Origin of the sequence: Bacillus sp. FSL K6-6038 (genome assembly GCF_038050455.1) — a bacterium.
GTDB lineage: Bacteria > Bacillota > Bacilli > Bacillales > Bacillaceae_G > Bacillus_A > Bacillus_A pseudomycoides.
Genome location: NZ_JBBOUH010000001.1, coordinates 2,123,053 through 2,140,326, shown reverse-complemented (window position 1 = coordinate 2,140,326; position 17,274 = coordinate 2,123,053). Strand labels below are relative to the sequence as shown.

21 protein-coding genes and 4 pseudogenes are annotated in these 17,274 nt (G+C 35.2%); 13 read left to right on the top strand and 12 right to left on the bottom strand.

What is annotated here, in order from left to right:
- Nucleotides 1-16 precede the first annotated feature (16 nt).
- From NSQ40_RS11055 to NSQ40_RS11045, 3 genes and pseudogenes are all read left to right on the top strand, one after another.
- Nucleotides 17-526 carry a hypothetical protein gene (locus NSQ40_RS11055; protein WP_003209969.1) on the top strand — a complete coding sequence of 170 codons (510 nt, stop codon included), beginning with the start codon at nucleotides 17-19 and terminating at the stop codon, nucleotides 524-526.
- A gap of 173 nt (nucleotides 527-699) precedes the next feature.
- Nucleotides 700-825: pseudogene (locus NSQ40_RS11050) on the top strand (polymorphic toxin type 50 domain-containing protein); the annotation flags it as partial.
- A 16-nt stretch (nucleotides 826-841) separates the two neighbouring features.
- Nucleotides 842-1,180, top strand: coding sequence for a hypothetical protein (locus NSQ40_RS11045; RefSeq protein ID WP_003209970.1), 339 nt, complete (start codon nucleotides 842-844; stop codon nucleotides 1,178-1,180).
- A 163-nt stretch (nucleotides 1,181-1,343) separates the two neighbouring features.
- Here NSQ40_RS11045 and NSQ40_RS11040 read toward each other — a convergent pair whose 3' ends face one another.
- On the bottom strand, nucleotides 1,344-1,712 hold the full coding sequence (locus NSQ40_RS11040; protein WP_003209971.1) for a tyrosine-type recombinase/integrase: 369 nt from the start codon (nucleotides 1,710-1,712) through the stop codon (nucleotides 1,344-1,346).
- Nucleotides 1,713-1,716: 4 nt separating this feature from the next.
- Entirely contained in the window at nucleotides 1,717-1,947 is a 231-nt protein-coding gene (locus tag NSQ40_RS11035) for a hypothetical protein (RefSeq protein ID WP_003209972.1), read from the bottom strand.
- A 577-nt stretch (nucleotides 1,948-2,524) separates the two neighbouring features.
- Here NSQ40_RS11035 and NSQ40_RS11030 point away from each other — a divergent pair.
- The 3 genes and pseudogenes from NSQ40_RS11030 to NSQ40_RS11020 form a co-directional block, all read left to right on the top strand.
- A complete protein-coding gene (locus NSQ40_RS11030) occupies nucleotides 2,525-2,716 on the top strand; it encodes an HNH/ENDO VII family nuclease (protein WP_003204387.1) in 192 nt (63 codons plus the stop codon).
- 38 nt (nucleotides 2,717-2,754) lie between these two features.
- On the top strand, nucleotides 2,755-3,333 hold the full coding sequence (locus tag NSQ40_RS11025; protein ID WP_097787489.1) for a suppressor of fused domain protein: 579 nt from the start codon (nucleotides 2,755-2,757) through the stop codon (nucleotides 3,331-3,333).
- Between the two features lie 60 nt (nucleotides 3,334-3,393).
- A pseudogene (locus NSQ40_RS11020) lies at nucleotides 3,394-3,531 on the top strand (site-specific integrase); the annotation flags it as partial.
- A 674-nt stretch (nucleotides 3,532-4,205) separates the two neighbouring features.
- Here NSQ40_RS11020 and NSQ40_RS11015 read toward each other — a convergent pair.
- Together NSQ40_RS11015 and NSQ40_RS11010 are read right to left on the bottom strand one after the other, a co-directional pair.
- A pseudogene (locus NSQ40_RS11015) lies at nucleotides 4,206-5,339 on the bottom strand (RNA-guided endonuclease InsQ/TnpB family protein).
- A 221-nt stretch (nucleotides 5,340-5,560) separates the two neighbouring features.
- Nucleotides 5,561-6,421 carry a DUF1259 domain-containing protein gene (locus NSQ40_RS11010; RefSeq protein ID WP_003204871.1) on the bottom strand — a complete coding sequence of 287 codons (861 nt, stop codon included), beginning with the start codon at nucleotides 6,419-6,421 and terminating at the stop codon, nucleotides 5,561-5,563.
- A 457-nt stretch (nucleotides 6,422-6,878) separates the two neighbouring features.
- On the opposite strand from NSQ40_RS11010, the gene NSQ40_RS11005 reads away from it, so the two are divergent.
- A complete protein-coding gene (locus NSQ40_RS11005) occupies nucleotides 6,879-7,118 on the top strand; it encodes a hypothetical protein (RefSeq protein WP_003204869.1) in 240 nt (79 codons plus the stop codon).
- Between the two features lie 112 nt (nucleotides 7,119-7,230).
- On the opposite strand, the gene NSQ40_RS11000 is transcribed toward NSQ40_RS11005, so the two are convergent.
- Nucleotides 7,231-7,710, bottom strand: a complete 480-nt coding sequence (locus NSQ40_RS11000; RefSeq protein WP_097787358.1) for a glutathione peroxidase — start codon at nucleotides 7,708-7,710, stop codon at nucleotides 7,231-7,233.
- Nucleotides 7,711-7,922: 212 nt separating this feature from the next.
- Between NSQ40_RS11000 and NSQ40_RS10995 the strand changes: the two genes are divergently transcribed.
- The 3 genes from NSQ40_RS10995 (at nucleotide 7,923) to NSQ40_RS10985 (ending at nucleotide 9,741) form a co-directional block, all read left to right on the top strand.
- On the top strand, nucleotides 7,923-8,144 hold the full coding sequence (locus NSQ40_RS10995; RefSeq protein WP_170958750.1) for a DUF3925 family protein: 222 nt from the start codon (nucleotides 7,923-7,925) through the stop codon (nucleotides 8,142-8,144).
- An 88-nt stretch (nucleotides 8,145-8,232) separates the two neighbouring features.
- Complete coding sequence (locus NSQ40_RS10990) at nucleotides 8,233-9,204, top strand: MBL fold metallo-hydrolase (protein WP_033796102.1); 972 nt, start codon at nucleotides 8,233-8,235, stop codon at nucleotides 9,202-9,204.
- A gap of 99 nt (nucleotides 9,205-9,303) precedes the next feature.
- A complete protein-coding gene (locus NSQ40_RS10985; protein ID WP_097787357.1) occupies nucleotides 9,304-9,741 on the top strand; it encodes a hypothetical protein in 438 nt (145 codons plus the stop codon).
- A gap of 2 nt (nucleotides 9,742-9,743) precedes the next feature.
- Here NSQ40_RS10985 and NSQ40_RS10980 read toward each other — a convergent pair.
- A pseudogene (locus tag NSQ40_RS10980) lies at nucleotides 9,744-10,103 on the bottom strand (sigma-70 family RNA polymerase sigma factor); the annotation flags it as partial.
- Nucleotides 10,104-10,317: 214 nt separating this feature from the next.
- Here NSQ40_RS10980 and NSQ40_RS10975 point away from each other — a divergent pair.
- Together NSQ40_RS10975 and NSQ40_RS10970 are read left to right on the top strand one after the other, a co-directional pair.
- On the top strand, nucleotides 10,318-11,295 hold the full coding sequence (locus NSQ40_RS10975) for a quinone oxidoreductase family protein (protein WP_097787356.1): 978 nt from the start codon (nucleotides 10,318-10,320) through the stop codon (nucleotides 11,293-11,295).
- A gap of 11 nt (nucleotides 11,296-11,306) precedes the next feature.
- Complete coding sequence (locus NSQ40_RS10970) at nucleotides 11,307-11,948, top strand: zinc dependent phospholipase C family protein (RefSeq protein ID WP_097787355.1); 642 nt, start codon at nucleotides 11,307-11,309, stop codon at nucleotides 11,946-11,948.
- A gap of 207 nt (nucleotides 11,949-12,155) precedes the next feature.
- On the opposite strand, the gene NSQ40_RS10965 is transcribed toward NSQ40_RS10970, so the two are convergent.
- The 5 genes from NSQ40_RS10965 to NSQ40_RS29450 form a co-directional block, all read right to left on the bottom strand.
- Nucleotides 12,156-13,325: a DEAD/DEAH box helicase gene (locus NSQ40_RS10965; protein WP_003204854.1), complete on the bottom strand. Its 1,170-nt coding sequence runs from the start codon at nucleotides 13,323-13,325 to the stop codon at nucleotides 12,156-12,158.
- Nucleotides 13,326-13,344: 19 nt separating this feature from the next.
- Nucleotides 13,345-13,872, bottom strand: coding sequence for a hypothetical protein (locus tag NSQ40_RS10960; protein WP_003204852.1), 528 nt, complete (start codon nucleotides 13,870-13,872; stop codon nucleotides 13,345-13,347).
- A 90-nt stretch (nucleotides 13,873-13,962) separates the two neighbouring features.
- Nucleotides 13,963-15,651, bottom strand: a complete 1,689-nt coding sequence (locus NSQ40_RS10955) for a formate--tetrahydrofolate ligase (RefSeq protein WP_029427715.1) — start codon at nucleotides 15,649-15,651, stop codon at nucleotides 13,963-13,965.
- 100 nt (nucleotides 15,652-15,751) lie between these two features.
- Nucleotides 15,752-16,429 carry a class I SAM-dependent methyltransferase gene (locus tag NSQ40_RS10950; RefSeq protein ID WP_097787354.1) on the bottom strand — a complete coding sequence of 226 codons (678 nt, stop codon included), beginning with the start codon at nucleotides 16,427-16,429 and terminating at the stop codon, nucleotides 15,752-15,754.
- A gap of 144 nt (nucleotides 16,430-16,573) precedes the next feature.
- Nucleotides 16,574-16,636, bottom strand: a complete 63-nt coding sequence (locus NSQ40_RS29450) for a sortase B protein-sorting domain-containing protein (protein WP_367899897.1) — start codon at nucleotides 16,634-16,636, stop codon at nucleotides 16,574-16,576.
- Here NSQ40_RS29450 and NSQ40_RS10945 point away from each other — a divergent pair.
- Entirely contained in the window at nucleotides 16,635-16,973 is a 339-nt protein-coding gene (locus NSQ40_RS10945; RefSeq protein ID WP_006094661.1) for a hypothetical protein, read from the top strand. The two genes, NSQ40_RS29450 and NSQ40_RS10945, sit on opposite strands and share 2 nt — an antisense overlap.
- 27 nt (nucleotides 16,974-17,000) lie before the next feature.
- On the opposite strand, the gene NSQ40_RS10940 is transcribed toward NSQ40_RS10945, so the two are convergent.
- Entirely contained in the window at nucleotides 17,001-17,213 is a 213-nt protein-coding gene (locus NSQ40_RS10940; protein WP_018767262.1) for a hypothetical protein, read from the bottom strand.
- Nucleotides 17,214-17,274: the final 61 nt, after the last annotated feature.

Genomic DNA, 17,274 nt, shown 5'->3' with positions numbered 1-17,274 from the left:
CCGAGGAGATGTTAATATGATTCGTGTAAAATCGTATATAAAAAATGATAAAATAATAACTTCATTAGATAATATTGAAAGTAACTTTCTTGAATATTTCATACATTTTGACGATGCGAAATGTTTAGAACTAGTTATTGATTTTGATTATATGGAAGGTGCAATAATAATAAACTATTACGGAAATACTATTTTAGGATTTAAAGAGTGGGATATGATTGATCAGTTATGGTCATATTTCATAAATGCAATTGAAGAATTGCTTGAAAATCAAAACGATGTAAGTTTTTATTTTCCAGACCAACCTTTAGAGGTAAAAATGCAGGTTATTTCGCAAGAGCAAATTTTATTATCTATTGCAGGAGAAAAAACATGTTTTAATAAAGATGAATTATTATTAGCTTTATTAAAAGGAGCAGAAAACTTTTTTGATATATTGAAAGAATGTCCTGATGAATATCTTGTAGAACAGAGTAATAATGAATTGAAGAGAATAGAAAAATTATTAAATAAATTGAACATTTAAATGAGAACATATTATTAAATATACTGTTTAAATTTAACACCTATAGAATGGTTAAAGCAGACACTTAAGACACTAAAAAGAATCTATAAAAAGTAAAGAATAAAGTTGCAATTAACAAAGCTGACTCATATCAATTTGAGTCAGCTTTTACTATTACTTTACACTCACATACCTTTGGTCAAGTAATAGGAAAATACTATGATATGCAAACTGGGAAATATATAGAGACTACTAGAGGCATGATACACTATGGAAAAGACGGTGCGCACATAGTTCCTTCAAAACCATTAGAACCATAAGAAAAGGATGATACAAATGGAATATAATTCTTTAATAAAAACATTAGATGAGTATGGAGGTAGTGAACTGATAATAGAATGGCAAAGTGGATTAAAGATTATCGGTAAACCAGACACACTCTTTGAAACAGACAATGGGTTGGATGACGATGATGTGAATTATACAGAATATTATGCAGTTTCATTTCAAGTAAATCATATTTTATCCCATCCTGCTACTAACGAAGGCAGTGTATATGATTGGTTAAGACAAGAGAGAAGTTCATTGGTTGAAATTTCTCTCTATGATGATCCGCCAAGTGCAATATTCTTAGCGGATGGAAAGAAAGTATGGGAAATGGAAGATCATAAATAATAATCACTACTTAAACTTTGACCTTGATTGGCTTTTAGCTTTTCAAGGTTTTTATAGTCATAAAACTTTTTATGACTATATGTTAACCGATATTCGAATAATAAGAAATACATACCATAAATATAACGCCACTGTTAAAAGTGACGTTATACCTTAAAGCTATTTATAATTCCAACGATTTTATTAGCGAATATTGTTTATGAAGCGCTACAACATCCTCGTACATAAATTGTACGTAACGTCGCGTCATTGCAATATCTGTATGACCCAGTATTTTTTGTAAAGAAAATAAGTCTCCACCATTCTTTAAGTAAAACTTAGCGCATGTATGACGAAACGTATGCGGGCTTACTCTAACATTCTCTATCATCGCCATCCTTCCATAACGAGCAATCATTTGGTGTAGTCCTCGCTGTTTAAACAACTCACCAGATATATTACAGAATAATTGCTTCGTACTCACTTCTCCCCTAACGGAAACCCATCGTTTAATAGCATTTTTCGTACCGTTTGTAATCGGTACTTTTCGCATACCGTTATCTAAACCAATTTACATAAGACTCACTAGCGGTAATATAGTACGTAATCCATTTCGAATTGTGTACTTTGTACTGTGGTGATCCATTAATTTTTTCATCAATTATAAACCCTAATCTTGCATCTAAAGTACCAACAACATCAATATCCTCCCAAGATAGAGAATCATAGAAACGTAGTACTTTAGAAGAGAAAATTACAGATAAAGAATAATCACCATTATTACTCATTTTCCACCTTTTAATGAGTGAACTGACTTTTAAAGCATTATATAAGCAAGAGAGTCTACCCTACCTCTGTTTTTGCGTTAGATATCTTGAGAAATACTATACCTTCCCCTTCTCTTCTTCTTTCACTTGTGCTTCGTCTAATACAAAAGCGCCCTCCCCTCTCCTTCTCAATAAATTATGGAAGATAGCACTCACCAATCTCTAATTACAGAAATCGCTTGAAAAGAACAAAATTACACATAGTGGATTCATTTGGTATAATACAATTCAAAATGGTAAGGATGCTCTTCAAAAAATCCAGTCTTCTTCGTCTTCTGGTAGTAGTAGTTCTAATCCATTGACATGGAATGAATTTCAAACTGCCAACAAAGGTAATTATAGTAAGGATAAAATGAGTAAGAGCTTGGGATGAGTATAAAAAAGAAAATGGTATTGAAAGTGACTCAGGCGATAAAACTTACACAAGACCTTCAGGATATAGAAAGGGCGTAAAAGATGATGTCTGGGATAATGCTAAAGGTGAAGATAGTCACGTAAGGGATCCAATAACCAATGAAATAATGAATAAAGATGAGCCTTGGGATATGATATGGGGCATAAACCAGGTTATGAATTTGGAAAGCATAAGAACAGTGCTCAAGAAAGAGGAATAACAAGAGAACAGTTTTTAGATGAACATAACAATCCTGATCATTACCGCCCTGAACTTCCGTCATCGAATAGGAGTCATAAAGGTGAAGATTTAACGGATGATTATTTTGGAGACTGAAATTATTAAGAAGTATTAGCGAAAGAGAGGAGAGTATAATGGGGATATCAAATGAAAGTAAAATAATTGCTAAATCAGCTTTAAAAGCGTTTGGAAGTAATCCTGTTGTTTCTAAATATTGGGATGATAATAGTATAAGTAATATAGATATTTTATCAACAAGGGATAGACCTTGTGAGGGGGTTACATCGTATTCTACTATTGGCTTGTATATGCATTCAATAGGACGATCTATAGATGAAAAGTCTTTACGAGTAGAAATTGTTGGTGCGAGCGCAACAACTTATAATAATTACACAAATGTACTAGCAACATGTGCTTTTTGTCTAATCAATTCAAAAATGTCAATCTATCCAGGTCAAATATTTTTGGATGTGTTGAAGTTTTATTATCCTAACAGTGAAATGAAACATATGTTTTTTGTGCCACCATTTCTGTGGGAAGATCAGTTACAAACAATTGATTTCCCAGACAAAAAAGTCGCATGGTTGCTTGCTGTCCCAATATCAGAAAAAGAATATTTATTTGCTCAACAAAATGGTTCAACTAAGCTTGAAGATTTATTTGAGCAAAATGAGATAGACATTTTCGATATTGAACGAGAGTCTGTACTGTAATGTCATGCTGAATACTTTAAGTATAAGAGTATATTGTTTCTACAAATTATAATTCTCATTAAGATAGTTCAAGATCGCTTAGGTCATTCTTCTATTCAAATGACTTTAGACAAGTATAGCCATATCACACAAAATATGCAGCAACAAGCTGCAGAAAACTTTGAGAACATAGTAAAACCTTATGAAAATATCAAATAAAACACTGAAAAATTCTAATATGAGCATAAAGAAAGAATAGCGCTTAGAGACTCTTATATACCAAGGTTTCTAAGCCTATCTCGTTGAATCTTGGAGAAGAATGAACAGTTTCAAAGGCGTTCATATTGTAAAATATGAAAATTACAAAAGTGCCATAAATGCTTGTGTAACAAGCATTTATGGCACTTTTTATTTTATCATAAAAATAAATTTCATATGTTTTCACGCGCTTTTATATCATTTGTGAGCAAAAAATAGCCCTTTAATTAAATTAATAAGCTCTCGCTTTCCCATCGTTTTTCCACCTCACTTAAACAAATTAAAGACCGCTACCCCATAGGATAACGGTCTTCATAGTAGACAAGTTATGTTTGTGTGCTCGTATTTAATTAAGTTCGATTAAGGTGTTTTCCGCCACTTCTCACAATACAAATATATCACTTTTAATCCAAAACGCTCTGCACATTTGTGGTCAAAAAACGGCCACGACTCTACCAATTATTTCAAAATAGAAAGGTCTTTTAAGTGAATGCCCCCTCCTTAACACTCTTACGAGTCGTTTGAAGAAGGGGCTTCCTGTTTCATAGAGTGTTGCTGCTTGAGAATCCAAGCAGTCTTACATACTCTCCACAGGCGTCGTTTATACTGTTGGGACACAACCTTGCCCTACAGTTTCAGTCTTCAGTCGTTCTCACAAGTAATTGTTCTAACCCTTTTCGCAAAATGTTTAGACTTGCATTATGATCCCTGTCTAATACCGTTCCACACTTTGCACAAATATGCGTCCGAATAGAAAGTGATTTGTTCACACGATTTCCACAACCAGAACAATCTTGTGATGTGTATGCTGGATCTACTTTCACAAGAAGACCTCCAATTTTTTCGCACTTATACATAAGCACCTTGCGAAAAGCGCCCCAGCCTGCATCAGAAATCGACTTTGATACGTTTCGATTCCGAACCATGCTTCGGATATCGAGATTCTCTATACAAATCACCGAATACATTTGCGTAAGGTGAAAACTTAATTTATGCAAAAAATCTTTTCTTTGGTTCGCTACCTTTTCGTGAAGGTTCCGAATCCGTTCTGCTTGTTTCTTATAGTTCGCAGAGCCTTTCTTTTTCTTCGAAAGGTTACGCTGCGCTTTCTTCAGTAGCTTTTCTTTTTGCAGAAGAAATCTTGGATTTTCAAATACGGTTTCATTGGAAAGAGCAGCATATTTATTCAGTCCCACATCTATACCAATCGCATTTTCTATCGTAATAGAGGAAGGTACAACTTGTCTTTCGACACTAAAAATAGCGTATCATCTCTTAGATTGGCGTTTTATAATCAATTGTTTAATGGTTCCTTCTATTGGACGATGCAGATGGATATCCATTTCCCCTAATCGTTTGTTATATAATTTTCCGTTCTCTGCAAATGACATCGCAAAGCGGTGTTTCCCGTTCGGTTTGAATCCAAATTGAGGAAAAGTGAAACTATTATAGTCTTTATACTTTTTCAATTTTGGATAGCCCACATCCCCACGAAAAAAGCCATCATATGCCTTTTCCAATCGTAAAAATACTTCTTGTAAGGGCTGTGATGGCACTTCTTTGAGAAAAGGATACCTCTTCTTATCGATTACTTGTTGCTTTTGCATATCAGAACGTGTATACAATCGTTTGTTTTCCTTATATTTTCTTTGTTTATCTAAAAAAGCAGAGTTATAAGCTTGACGACAATATTGTAGCCAACCATCTAACGTTTCTTTTTGTTCTTTGGTTGGGAAAATCTCGTATTTTTGGCTTAGCAACATTGTCATCCCCTCCCCCTTTTTTCGATATAGTTTTTCAGATTCCTAAACACGAAATAGAATGTACGTTCCCTTTTCTGCTAGTATACACAAAATTACATAAAAAGGAAATAGAAACTTCGTGCTATGCACGACCAACATTCATCCCCTCCCTACCACCTGGGCTATGCCCTACACGTGCTTGAGGAAGGGGGCTTCTGTTGGAGTACTGTTAAATAACCTTTTTAAAACTAACCTAAAAACTCAATCGCTCTTTTCGATTTTCTCGCAAATGCAAGAGGATCTTCTATTGATTCCCAGTGAACATATATTAAATGAGGATTATCTTCTAACCAGTGATTGTGAAATGCTGTTACTTTAAAACCAAATGTAAGAAGGCTTGAAATCAATTGATTGGTCTGCTCTTGATTCGTTGCTGTTTCACCTAAACAAAGTGCAACTTCCGTTGAATCAAGGGACTCAAAGGAAAAGAGTTGATGACTAACCAAAGGTGAATTTGTAGTTCTTCCTAAAATAGTCGCTTCAAAATTTACAGGTCGCATAACAAAACATACAGGTCCTGGTTCAATTTCACCTTCTTCACCACCCAACAGTGTAGTAAATGCATCACACAATTCTTTAAATTCTGGAGTCACTTCTACTGGTGGTAAATCTGGTGGTAATACTGGACCTAAGAAATCAATAGATTCTCTTGATTTTCTCGCAAATGCAATAGGATCATCTATCGATTCCCAGTGTATATAAAATAAACGGGGGTTTTCATTCATCCAGTGATTATGCAAACCTGATACGATAATACCACGATCACGAAGATTAGAAAGGACTTGTTCAACTTGATTTTGAAAAGCTACAGTTTCACCTAAACAAAGTGCTTTTCCTGATGCATCAAGAGATTCAAACGAAAAAAATTGATAATTAACCAAAGGTGAATTTGATTTTCTTCCTAAAATTGTTTCATCAAATATTCTAGTTCGAGTTACTACACATACAGGTCCTGGCTCAATTGAATGTTCGGTACCACCTAAAGCATCAAAGAATCGTTCACATAGCTCTTCGAATGTTATGTCTACCTGTTCTTTTTCTATTTCCATATTATCTTCCTCCTAAACTTTATTAGATCATCTTCCTTAAGTTGGAAAAGACAATATATATTATGCTAGCAATCTATTATTTGCTTAGAAAATTATCAAAATAAAAGGACACCATTTTTGTTTACATAATAAAATTATTGTGTTTTAGTAGATAGACTACATTACCCTACCCGCATCTGGGAACTCCGAATGCTAAAAATAAGGCTGCTAAGTTTGCCGTGATTGGTATTTTTAGTGTGATAATATTATCTACTTTTGTTACTAAAAAGAAAGCTCCGTTTTCTTCTAAAATACAAGTTACTAAAAATTATAAGTCCATTAGAACCCTCTAATCCATGACGAGAGATTTTGATGGGGACGGTGGCGGAGGTACAAAGAGCGATCATGATATCTATAAAAAACAATATAAATAATATAAGAAAGTCACAATACTAAACTAGACATTGGAGCGATACTAATGATAGAAAAATATTCACTTAACGAACAAACTCTTCAATTCATTCAAGAATTCGAAAAAACTGTGGCATCTGATAAGACATATACAACGCAGGAGTTAGTTGATATATTCGATAAATCTATTTTTAATAAAGAACAATTCAACATATACATAGAACCAAAAGGTAAAGCTATATGGTGGGCGCTAACACGTAGCGTAAATTGGGAACAGATTAAAAGAGGTTTATATAAGAAAAAATAGCCGCCAAAGATGGCGGCCTTACTCATCTTCCTTCACTACATTGTACGCCTAGTACTTCTCTGGTAATGACTAGCATAGCTATCACTGTGAACCAAATAGTGACTCATGATTTTTAGCGGAGAAGTTTTTCAATCTCCTTCTCTAATTCTTCTGGCTTCGTCTGCGGCGCAAAACGATTAATCACTTTCCCATCACGCCCTATTAAAAACTTCGTAAAGTTCCACTTTACTGCCTTCATACCAAGTATGCCCGGTGCCTGATCCGTCATATATGTATATAGTGGATGCACGTTATCACCTTTTACATCAACTTTAGTGAACATCGGAAAGGATACACCGTAATTTAATTCACAAAAACTTGTAATCTCCTCTTCTGTACCTGGTTCTTGTCCTCCAAATTGGTTACATGGGAAACCTAAGATTTCGAATCCTTGCTCTTTATACTTTTCATAAATGGCTTGTAACCCTTTATATTGCGGTGTAAATCCACATTTACTTGCAACATTTACAATGAGAAGAACTTTACCTTCATACTCTCGTAACGATTTTTCTTCCCCTGTAATTGTTTTTGCAGAAAAATCATAAACTGTCATATATATCTGCCCCTCTCTATTATTTCATACTTATTCTCATCATATATGTATTTAACTTCTCCGTCTAATGAGAGCGCTTTATTTTCGTTCAAAAATTCGACACAAACTACTAGACAAATAGCTTGGAAAGTTTTACAATTAAATTGTGAACAAAATGTGACAGTTTACCTTCTAAATTGTGACATTTTCAATTCCATTATAATGAATAAAGGATGGTGTTGATAATGAAAACTGCACAACGTGAAATGATTTCAAATCGCGAGTTTTACTTCGTATTATACATGATGTTACTATTTGTTGCCGGTTGGGTTATGGATGTAAATGGACTATTTTTAAGCAAGTACTTTTCACTTGCAGGAATGATTTCTCTTCCACTAGTTGGTGGTCTTGTCGGATTCTTTATTATGTCAATTAGTAAAGAACAAACAAAATAATAACATTACATAAAGGCAGAAAACGATTTTTCGTTTTCTGCCTTTTATTTTATAATAAAAGAACATAAGACTATAAGGAGTGACTCATATGAAAAAAGTTGAACAGTTATCCTCTCAGTTATATCTCATTGATGATTACGATTTACAACATAACGAGCGTACAGGTACATACGTATTACTCGGTGATGATATTACTTTAATCGAAACGTGCGCAGCCCCTTCTCTTCCGCACATTCTAAATGGCTTACAACAATTACGCATTGACTTAGCTGATGTTAAAAACATTATCGTTACCCATGTTCATCTTGATCATGCTGGCGGAGCTGGTTTAATGATGGAAAAGTGCCCAAATGCTACTTTATTTGTCCATTCACGTGGCGCACGCCATATGATTGATCCTACAAAATTAATCCAAGGTGCCAAAGCTGTCTATGGCGATGCTTTTGATGAACTCTTTAATCCAATCCTTCCTATTCCAGAAAAACGTGTCCATATTGTACAAGATGGTGACATACTACAAATTTCAGAAAATCGGACGCTTTCATTTTACGATACACCAGGGCACGCCAAGCACCATATTAGTATCCATGATTCTTTGACAAATGGCATTTTCACAGGTGACACGATTGGTATTTATTATCGAGAACTAACTGAACTTGGCGTTGAACTATATTTACCAACCACATCTCCATCACAGTTTCAACCCGACGCGATGATGGCAGCAAAAGACCGCATTCGAAATATGAAAGTTGACCTCATCTATTTCGGGCATTACGGTGTATCTTCCCATGTTTCTGAAGTGTATAAACAGCTTGAAGACTGGCTCCCTATCTTTGTTGAAGCAGGAAAACAAGTATTTGAAAAAAACCAGGATTTTGAAGCAGCAAGCCATGAATTGTATACTTTATTACTTGAAAAAGTCTCTTCTCATCTTTCACAGCAAGGTGTACCAGCAACTCATTCTGTTTACGATGTGATAAAACTAGATATGGAAATCAGTGCGATGGGAATTATTGATTATCTTACAAAGCAAGAAAAGGCCAAAACAACTACTAACTAAATGAAAAAACATCCGAGGATATGACGCTCTGTTTCAAGCATATATCCTCTTTTTTTGAATATGCTTTTTTAATACTATGCATACAAAAGGAGTGACACAATGAAAAAAGTTACTCAATACTTATGCTTCACTTTATTCATTGTTATATTGCTATTTTATGGAGGGAAAATTCAATTTCATTTAGATAAACAAGCTGAGCTATCCTTTCATATGTACCATCGAATATTTTTCTTTATGTTTTTCCCCTTTTTCATCGGTGGTGTATTACATTTCTTTCAACTTATCAGTAACAAAAAGAACCAACATATATGGAAATTTCAACTAGATAAATTTATAGGCATTGCGTTACCTTCAACATTGATTGGCTTTTCACCTATTCTATTATTCTCACCTATCGGACAATTTTTCCCTTACTTAGCTTACTTAGCTACCCTAACTCTTTTAAATACAACATTTCCCGTAATAATAAATATAATAGCTGGTTACTCATTATTAGATAGTTTCATACGACAAGAAAATCAACATAGTCCCGCATAAAGTGAAACTTTATTCACAACATCACTAGAAAAGTCAAATTCAATTGGTTTCTTCTGTTCTTCTGCTTTCTTTATAATACGTAGACGCATCCACCTATTTCTCCTATATGAGTGAATTTACCTTACCGCAAGTCCCATTAACCATGGCCGAAAAGGTCGTTCTCTATCATACTTGCTAAGGGATTGATAAAGCTGTATATATATTTCCTGAACGACATCGTCTACATCCACTTTCTCCTCTATCAAGAAATGTGCTGTCCTATAGATATCTTGGATTGTTTTATCATACAGTTCACTGTATGCCTCTTGACTTCCTGATAAAGTCCGCTCGATGAGATTGTGATAGTCTGTTTCCTGATCCATGCCTCTTCCCTCCTTTGTCTTACACTATATATTGGCAAGTAAAAAACATTTCGTTCGTTTTTTAAAATTATTTTCGATATAAATTAATATAATGATTTAAAACTTATTACTTTATAACGGTAGCTTATGGCCTCTTATAACAATTATATAATTTTCCATTTTATGATAGATGTTTAAAATAATATATATAATATATTTTTAGGAGGACATCTAAATGAAGGCTATTGTTGTAACTGCATTTGGCGGACCTGAAACGATGAAGTATACAGAAGTCGATATGCCAACTTTTAATGAGAAACAAGTGTTAATTCGCGTTATTGCTACAAGTGTCAATTTTGCCGATATTAAATCTCGCTACGGTAAAAAGGGAAATCGAAAACTCCCATTTATTCCTGGAATAGACGCCGCAGGTATTGTAGAACAAGTAGGATCAGATGTAAAAAACATCCGCATAGGACAGCGTGTAATCGCCTTTCCTCTTAATGGATCGTATGCTGAATATGTTGTCGCCAATGAAAACCTTACGTTTGTGTTACCTGATGAAGTTGACTTCACAACCGCCGCTGCTTGTCCTGTTGTATCTTTTACGAGCTACAATCTGCTTGCGAATATAGCAAGATTACAGCAAGGTGAAACCGTTCTTATTCATGCTGCGGCTGGTGGTATCGGAACAACATCGATTCAATTAACAAAAATACTAGGGGCTGGAAAAATTATTGGAACAGTCGGAAATAAAGCGAAAAAGAAAGTTGCTTTAGAAGCTGGGGCTGATCATGTTATTTGTTATCAAGATGAGGATTTTAGTAAAAAGGCAAATGAACTTACGGGTGGTAAAGGTGCCGATGTTATTTTGGATTCCATTTCCGGGGCAGTATCAGAAAAAAGCTTGGAGTGTTTGGCTTACTATGGTCGCCTTGTCCATTTTGGTAATGCTAGCGGGGAAATTGGCACATTTCGGACAAAGGATTTACATGCAAGCTGTCGTTCTATTCTTGGCTTTAGCTTTGGAACAACTCGTAAGAAACGTCCTCACTTACTTTGTCATACCGCTAACCAAGTTTTTCAGTATTTACGTGATGGAAGCCTACAAATTGCAATTGGTAAATGCTTTACACTTCGAGATGCAGGGAAAGCACATGAATGGGTCGAAAGTAGACAGAGTACAGGAAAGATCATTCTGACTGTTAAATAGAGGTGTCATTCATGGGGTCACGAATTATGCATTTGATTATCACAAATGGTATTGCAGAGAAATTATCCATCCCTGATAAAACATCTTTCTTGCTTGGGGGAGTAGCTCCTGATGCAGTTCATTCAAAAGAGGAAAAAAACGTATCACATTTTTATGCTGGTACAACAAAAAACTATACCAGAAGAATTGATTACGGTACATTTCTTCAAAAATATAAAAAGCACATGGATTCCTCTTTCATTTTAGGGTATTATACACACCTTATTGCTGATGATAATTGGCTCAACGGTTTTTTTCTTCCTTGGCTCAAAAATAGAATCGAGCACGATCAAACAATTTTATCTATGTACCATAATGATTTCAAATTATTAAACGGAAAATTGTTACATCTCTACGATAAAGATCAGCAATTATTTCCTTTCCTTAATCAAAAAGCAACCATAGCAAATATTGAAGAAGTTTCAGAAGAAAATGTGCTAGCTTTTAAAAAGCTTATTTTTGATGATATGCTGTATCCCAAGCAAGATTTGCATACAAACTTACAAGTATTCACATTTGATCAAATCGTCGGTTATGTAGAGACTGCTATTGAGAAAGGAGTATTCTATCTAGAACAGCTCTCGAACAATAGATCTACTACAAATATTTTTTAATAATTTTAAAGCCTTCATTTCTTTAATATGAGGGCTTTTTATCATTTCTTCTACTATTTTATTTACTTAGTAATTCCACTATATTGCATCGCTATTTCAATATAGTCCATTTAACAGTAACATTCGACATTCTCTATGCTGTTCCTTCTGAAAAAATAAAAAGACGTAACTATGTTCTATCCATAGTTACGTCTGTCTTTTCATTATTTATCTAGGCTTCTTCTTCCCAGTAAATGCAGATTTCTTTTTCTTTGGTGCTTTCGGTTTTGATTCTACAAAAGTACCTTTAAACATTTCTTGTTTCTTGAACTGGATGCCTAACTTTTTCGCAAATTGAAGTAGTTTACGCTCTTCTTGCGGAGTAACAAGGGAAACAACTGTCCCCTCTTTCCCCATACGTCCTGTACGGCCTGAACGGTGAATATATTGGTCTAATGTATCAGGTAATTCTAAGTGAATCACGTGCGTTAAATCATCAATATCTAACCCACGCGCTGCAATATCAGTCGCAAGTAGAATCTCTATTTTTCCTTGACGGAATGCGCGCATCGTTGCTTCACGTTCTTGTTTGCTTGCTTCTGCATGAAGTGCGGCTGCTTTCATTTTGCGATACTTTAATTTTTCAGCAATCTCGTCTAAACGATATGGATCATTTAAAAAGGCTACTGCTTTTACATTACCAGTATGCATAACTCTTCTAATATAATCATTTTTTTCACGGCGCTCACAAACGATATACGTATGCTCAACTAAACTTTTTATTTCCGCACGTTTAATGCGAACTAATTCTGGTTCAACCGCAAAATCGCGTGCTACTTCTTCTGCGTCTTTTGTCATTGTTGCAGAGAAGAATACTAGTTGACGATCACGCATTGTGGATTTAATTACATCAAACACAGCTTCCATCATCTTTTGTTTTACAATTTGATCAAATTCATCAAATACAATTGTTTTCACTTCGTGCATTTTTAATTTTTTCATGCGAATTAATTCTAAAATACGTCCTGGTGAACCAACAATTACCTTCGGATGTTTCTTCAATCTTTCCACTTGGCGCTTAATATCCGCACCACCAATTAAAGATGCACCTGAAATATCAGTTCCTGCTGTAAACTTTTGAACTTCTTCATGAATTTGCATAACAAGTTCACGTGTTGGAGCTAAAATGACAACCTGTGGTTGTTTCACTTCAGGATTAATTTTATGTAAAAGTGGTAATAAGTACGCTAATGTTTTTCCTGTTCCAGTTGGAGATTCAGCTATAACGTCTTGTCCTTCTAAAATCATTGGAATTGCTTGTTTTTGAATTTCAGTAAATTCTTTAAAACCAGCCTTCTCCCAAGCTTGTTGCAAAAATGGTTGCATGTCTTTTATCATTTGTTTTTCTCCTTTATCTCTATTTTTGAAGAAAATGTTGTATTGCTCGCACTGTTTCTATCATGTGAGAAATAACAGCTATTAAATCATCAACATGGTCTTCTGTAATCGCTTTTTGAAATAGAACTTCTACCTTATTATGATATGAAATCGCTTGCTTATTATATTCGTATGAAATTTGTTGCGTAATCATTCGCTCTTTTCCCCAGATAGATTGTAACAAGTTTTCGATTTCTTGACACTCTGCTTCTGGTTGCTGTAACGGGAACGCGAAGCGTAATTTCATTTCACAGCCTGGTATAAACTGTGGTACCTCTAATATCTCACCTGATAGATTCTTCGCATCTACAGACAGTGAGAATGTCGCTTCTACTAGCTGTTCAAACTGTTCATTTAATTGAAATGAAATATGATATATACGGCTTAGCGATGCAAGGTCCATCATATCTTTTCGATCCGTTACAAGAATATCGCCATGTAAATCAAAATCATAGACAGCTCCTTCAACGATCACTTTTAAGTTGTCAAAAGCAGTTGGATCAAACATAATTTCCTCCAAAAAACAGGCGCCTTTCGATGGAAAGGCGCCACTTGATGTATATATAGTTTACAGATAAACGAGATGAATTACAACCTTTTAGAATAAACCTACTGCTTTTCCATCTTCATTTACGTCCATTTGAAGAGCAGCTGGTTGTTTTGGAAGACCTGGCATTGTTAACATTGTTCCAGTTAACGCTACAATAAATCCTGCACCGATAGACGGTTTCAGTTCACGAATTGTAACAATAAAGTCAGATGGTCGACCTAATTTTGTTGCATCGTCAGAAAGAGAGTATTGTGTTTTCGCCATACATACTGGTAGGTTACTCCAACCTTCCCCTGTAAATTGAGCCAATTGCTTACGTGCTTTCGGAGCAAATTCAATATCTTTTGCGCCGTATACTTTTTGAGCAATTGTACGAATTTTTTCTTCTAATGGTAATTCTAAATCATAAAGTGGTGCGTATTTGTTGTCACCTTTTTCAATTACTTTTAATACTTTCTCAGCAAGGTCTACACCACCTTGGCCACCTTTTTCCCAAACTTCTGTTAAGGATACTTCGTAGCCACGCTCGTTGCACCATTCTTGTAAGTATGCAACTTCTGCATCTGTATCTGTAATGAATTTATTAATTGCGATTACGAATGGAACACCGAACGCTTGAATTGTTTCAACATGTTTTTGTAAGTTTTCCATTCCTTTTGCTAGCGCATCTACATTTTCTTCTTTCAGCTGATCTCTCGCCACACCGCCGTGCATTTTAAGCGCACGAATTGTCGCAACGATAACGACTGCTTCTGGTTTAATACCAGCTGCACGCGCTTTAATATCTAAGAATTTTTCAGCACCTAAGTCCGCACCGAAACCAGCTTCCGTGATTACATAATCACCTAATTTTGCTGCCATTGTTGTAGCGATAACACTGTTACAACCGTGAGCGATATTAGCGAATGGTCCACCATGAATGATTGCTGGTGTATTTTCTAATGTTTGTACTAAGTTTGGTTTTAACGCATCTTTTAATAAAAGTGTTAACGCTCCTTCTACGCCTAAATCTTTAACTGTTACAGGCTCGTTGTCCATATTATAAGCAACGACAATGCGAGATAAACGTGCTTTTAAATCTTGAATATCTGTCGCAAGGCAGAATACAGCCATAATTTCAGATGCTACTGTAATATCAAAACCGTCTTCACGCGGTACACCTTGAACTGGCCCACCAAGACCAATTACCACATTACGCAGTGCACGGTCATTTAAATCGACACAACGCTTCCATACGATTTTTCGCGTATCAATTTTAAGTGTATTTCCTTGTTGAATATGGTTATCGATAAACGCTGCTAATGCGTTATTTGCAGTTGTAATGGCATGAATATCACCAGTAAAGTGAAGATTGATATCTTCCATTGGTACAACTTGTGAATAACCTCCACCTGCTGCACCGCCCTTTAGTCCCATTGTTGGTCCAAGTGATGGCTCACGAAGTGCAATTACTGCTTTTTTACCAATTTTATTAAAAGCTTGACCTAAACCAACTGTTACTGTTGATTTACCTTCTCCTGCTGGAGTCGGGTTAATCGCTGTTACTAAAACAACTTTTCCGTCCTTTTCGGTTTGTAAGCGCTTAAAAATATCAAGAGATAACTTCCCTTTATAATGACCATAAGGCTCTAGTTCTTCTTCTAAAATGTTTAACTCCGCTGCAATCTCTTGAATTTTCTTCATACTTGCTTCTTGTGCAATTTCAATATCGGATTTAACTGTTGTAGTAGTTGTCATATACCCTAGTCCCCCTTTAATTGGTTCTGTTGATATTGTATCAGTTTTTTGTATTTTCTGCACTTATTTCCCTCCTAAATTTTGCGCATTTCTTCAGGCATTATTTTTTCAACATAAATACCCACAAAAATGTTAATGCTTGTTGCAATTCTACCGATAATTGTCCAAGCATTTTTTCATTTACCCCTCGTTTATATACGCCTATACCATCCACTACTTGAAACCCTTGCTCCTCTGCAAGCTTTTCAAATTCCCAAGGCATCATCGTATTACATACGACATCTTTTCCATATAAACGAGGATAACTATTTTCACGTGGTTTTGCTGTTGGTCCTAAAATAGCAATACACGCATATCCATCAGACCTCAAAACACGCTTTATCTCATGTAACGCCTGTAGCGGCTGCTCTGTCCATTCTAACGAGTTCACTGCTAATATGGCTGGAAATTGCTCATTTTCAAAGGGCAATGAAGAAAGATCGCCCTTTACAAATGACAAATTAGGCCCTTCTCCGCGTTCCTTTCCCTTTTGAATCATTTGTTCGGATAAATCTATACCACACGCCTTATATCCTGCGAGACTTAATTTATATGTACCATATCCATCACCACATCCGACATCTAAAACTGCCACACCATTTTCTACATACTTTTCAAAAAACGGAATGATTGTACTCCGACTCCCATGATCCCACATTTCTTGACTATTTTGATTCCAAGATTCCGCATTGTTGTCCCACTTTTTTTCTGCTGATTTATGCCAATTAAACTTTGTCATGTTTCCCCCTACTTTCACTTGTTTTCATTCATTCCATTCTACATCATTTTCCTATATTCCTGTTTATTCTCATGGAGAGATGGATAAGATAGCAACAGACTCATACATTCTCCAAATTTTGCTTAACTTGGATATAACTCATACTCATATTCTCTTCTTTATGAAAAATAATAAAGATACACCCAATTGAAAGAGAGAGATGTACATGCCGAAAAAGCGAACACATCATTTTAAGAGTGGTGAAAAAAACGAAGAATATGCAGCTGAAATCTCGCCAGGGCATCTTCCAATTAGACATAGACGTAAAGAAATTGCACATGAAATAGAAGGTACAAACGCTGGTACACTTATCGGTTATGTAGCACTATTTCTTTCTTTATTCTCAATTGCCTTTTATCCAGTTACCCTTGGTTCCCTTTCCATTTTAATTGGCTTATTGGCTGTTAATTTTGGAGCAAAAACACTCGGATATACAGCCATTGGATTTGGTAGCTTTTCTGTTTTATTTACGTTATTGTATCCACTTGCTTTATCAGCATTATAAAAACACACCAAGTATTACTTGGTGTGTTCACTCATGATACAGCATAATATACCCGCATCCACAACAATGTTTTGCTGTAATTTCTTGAAACACTGGATAATTCTCTTCATCCCGCTGTTCAATAAATACCTTTTCAAAACGATACATGTTAGGGGCATATGCCCAGTCTTGTTTCGTACGTGCATATAATGTAGATGAAAAAAATTCTTCTCCACCACAAACTACACATATTTTTTTCATTCTCATCCCTCCTATGCTTGTCTTACTTCATCTATATGAACATATGCATAAAAAAAAGACC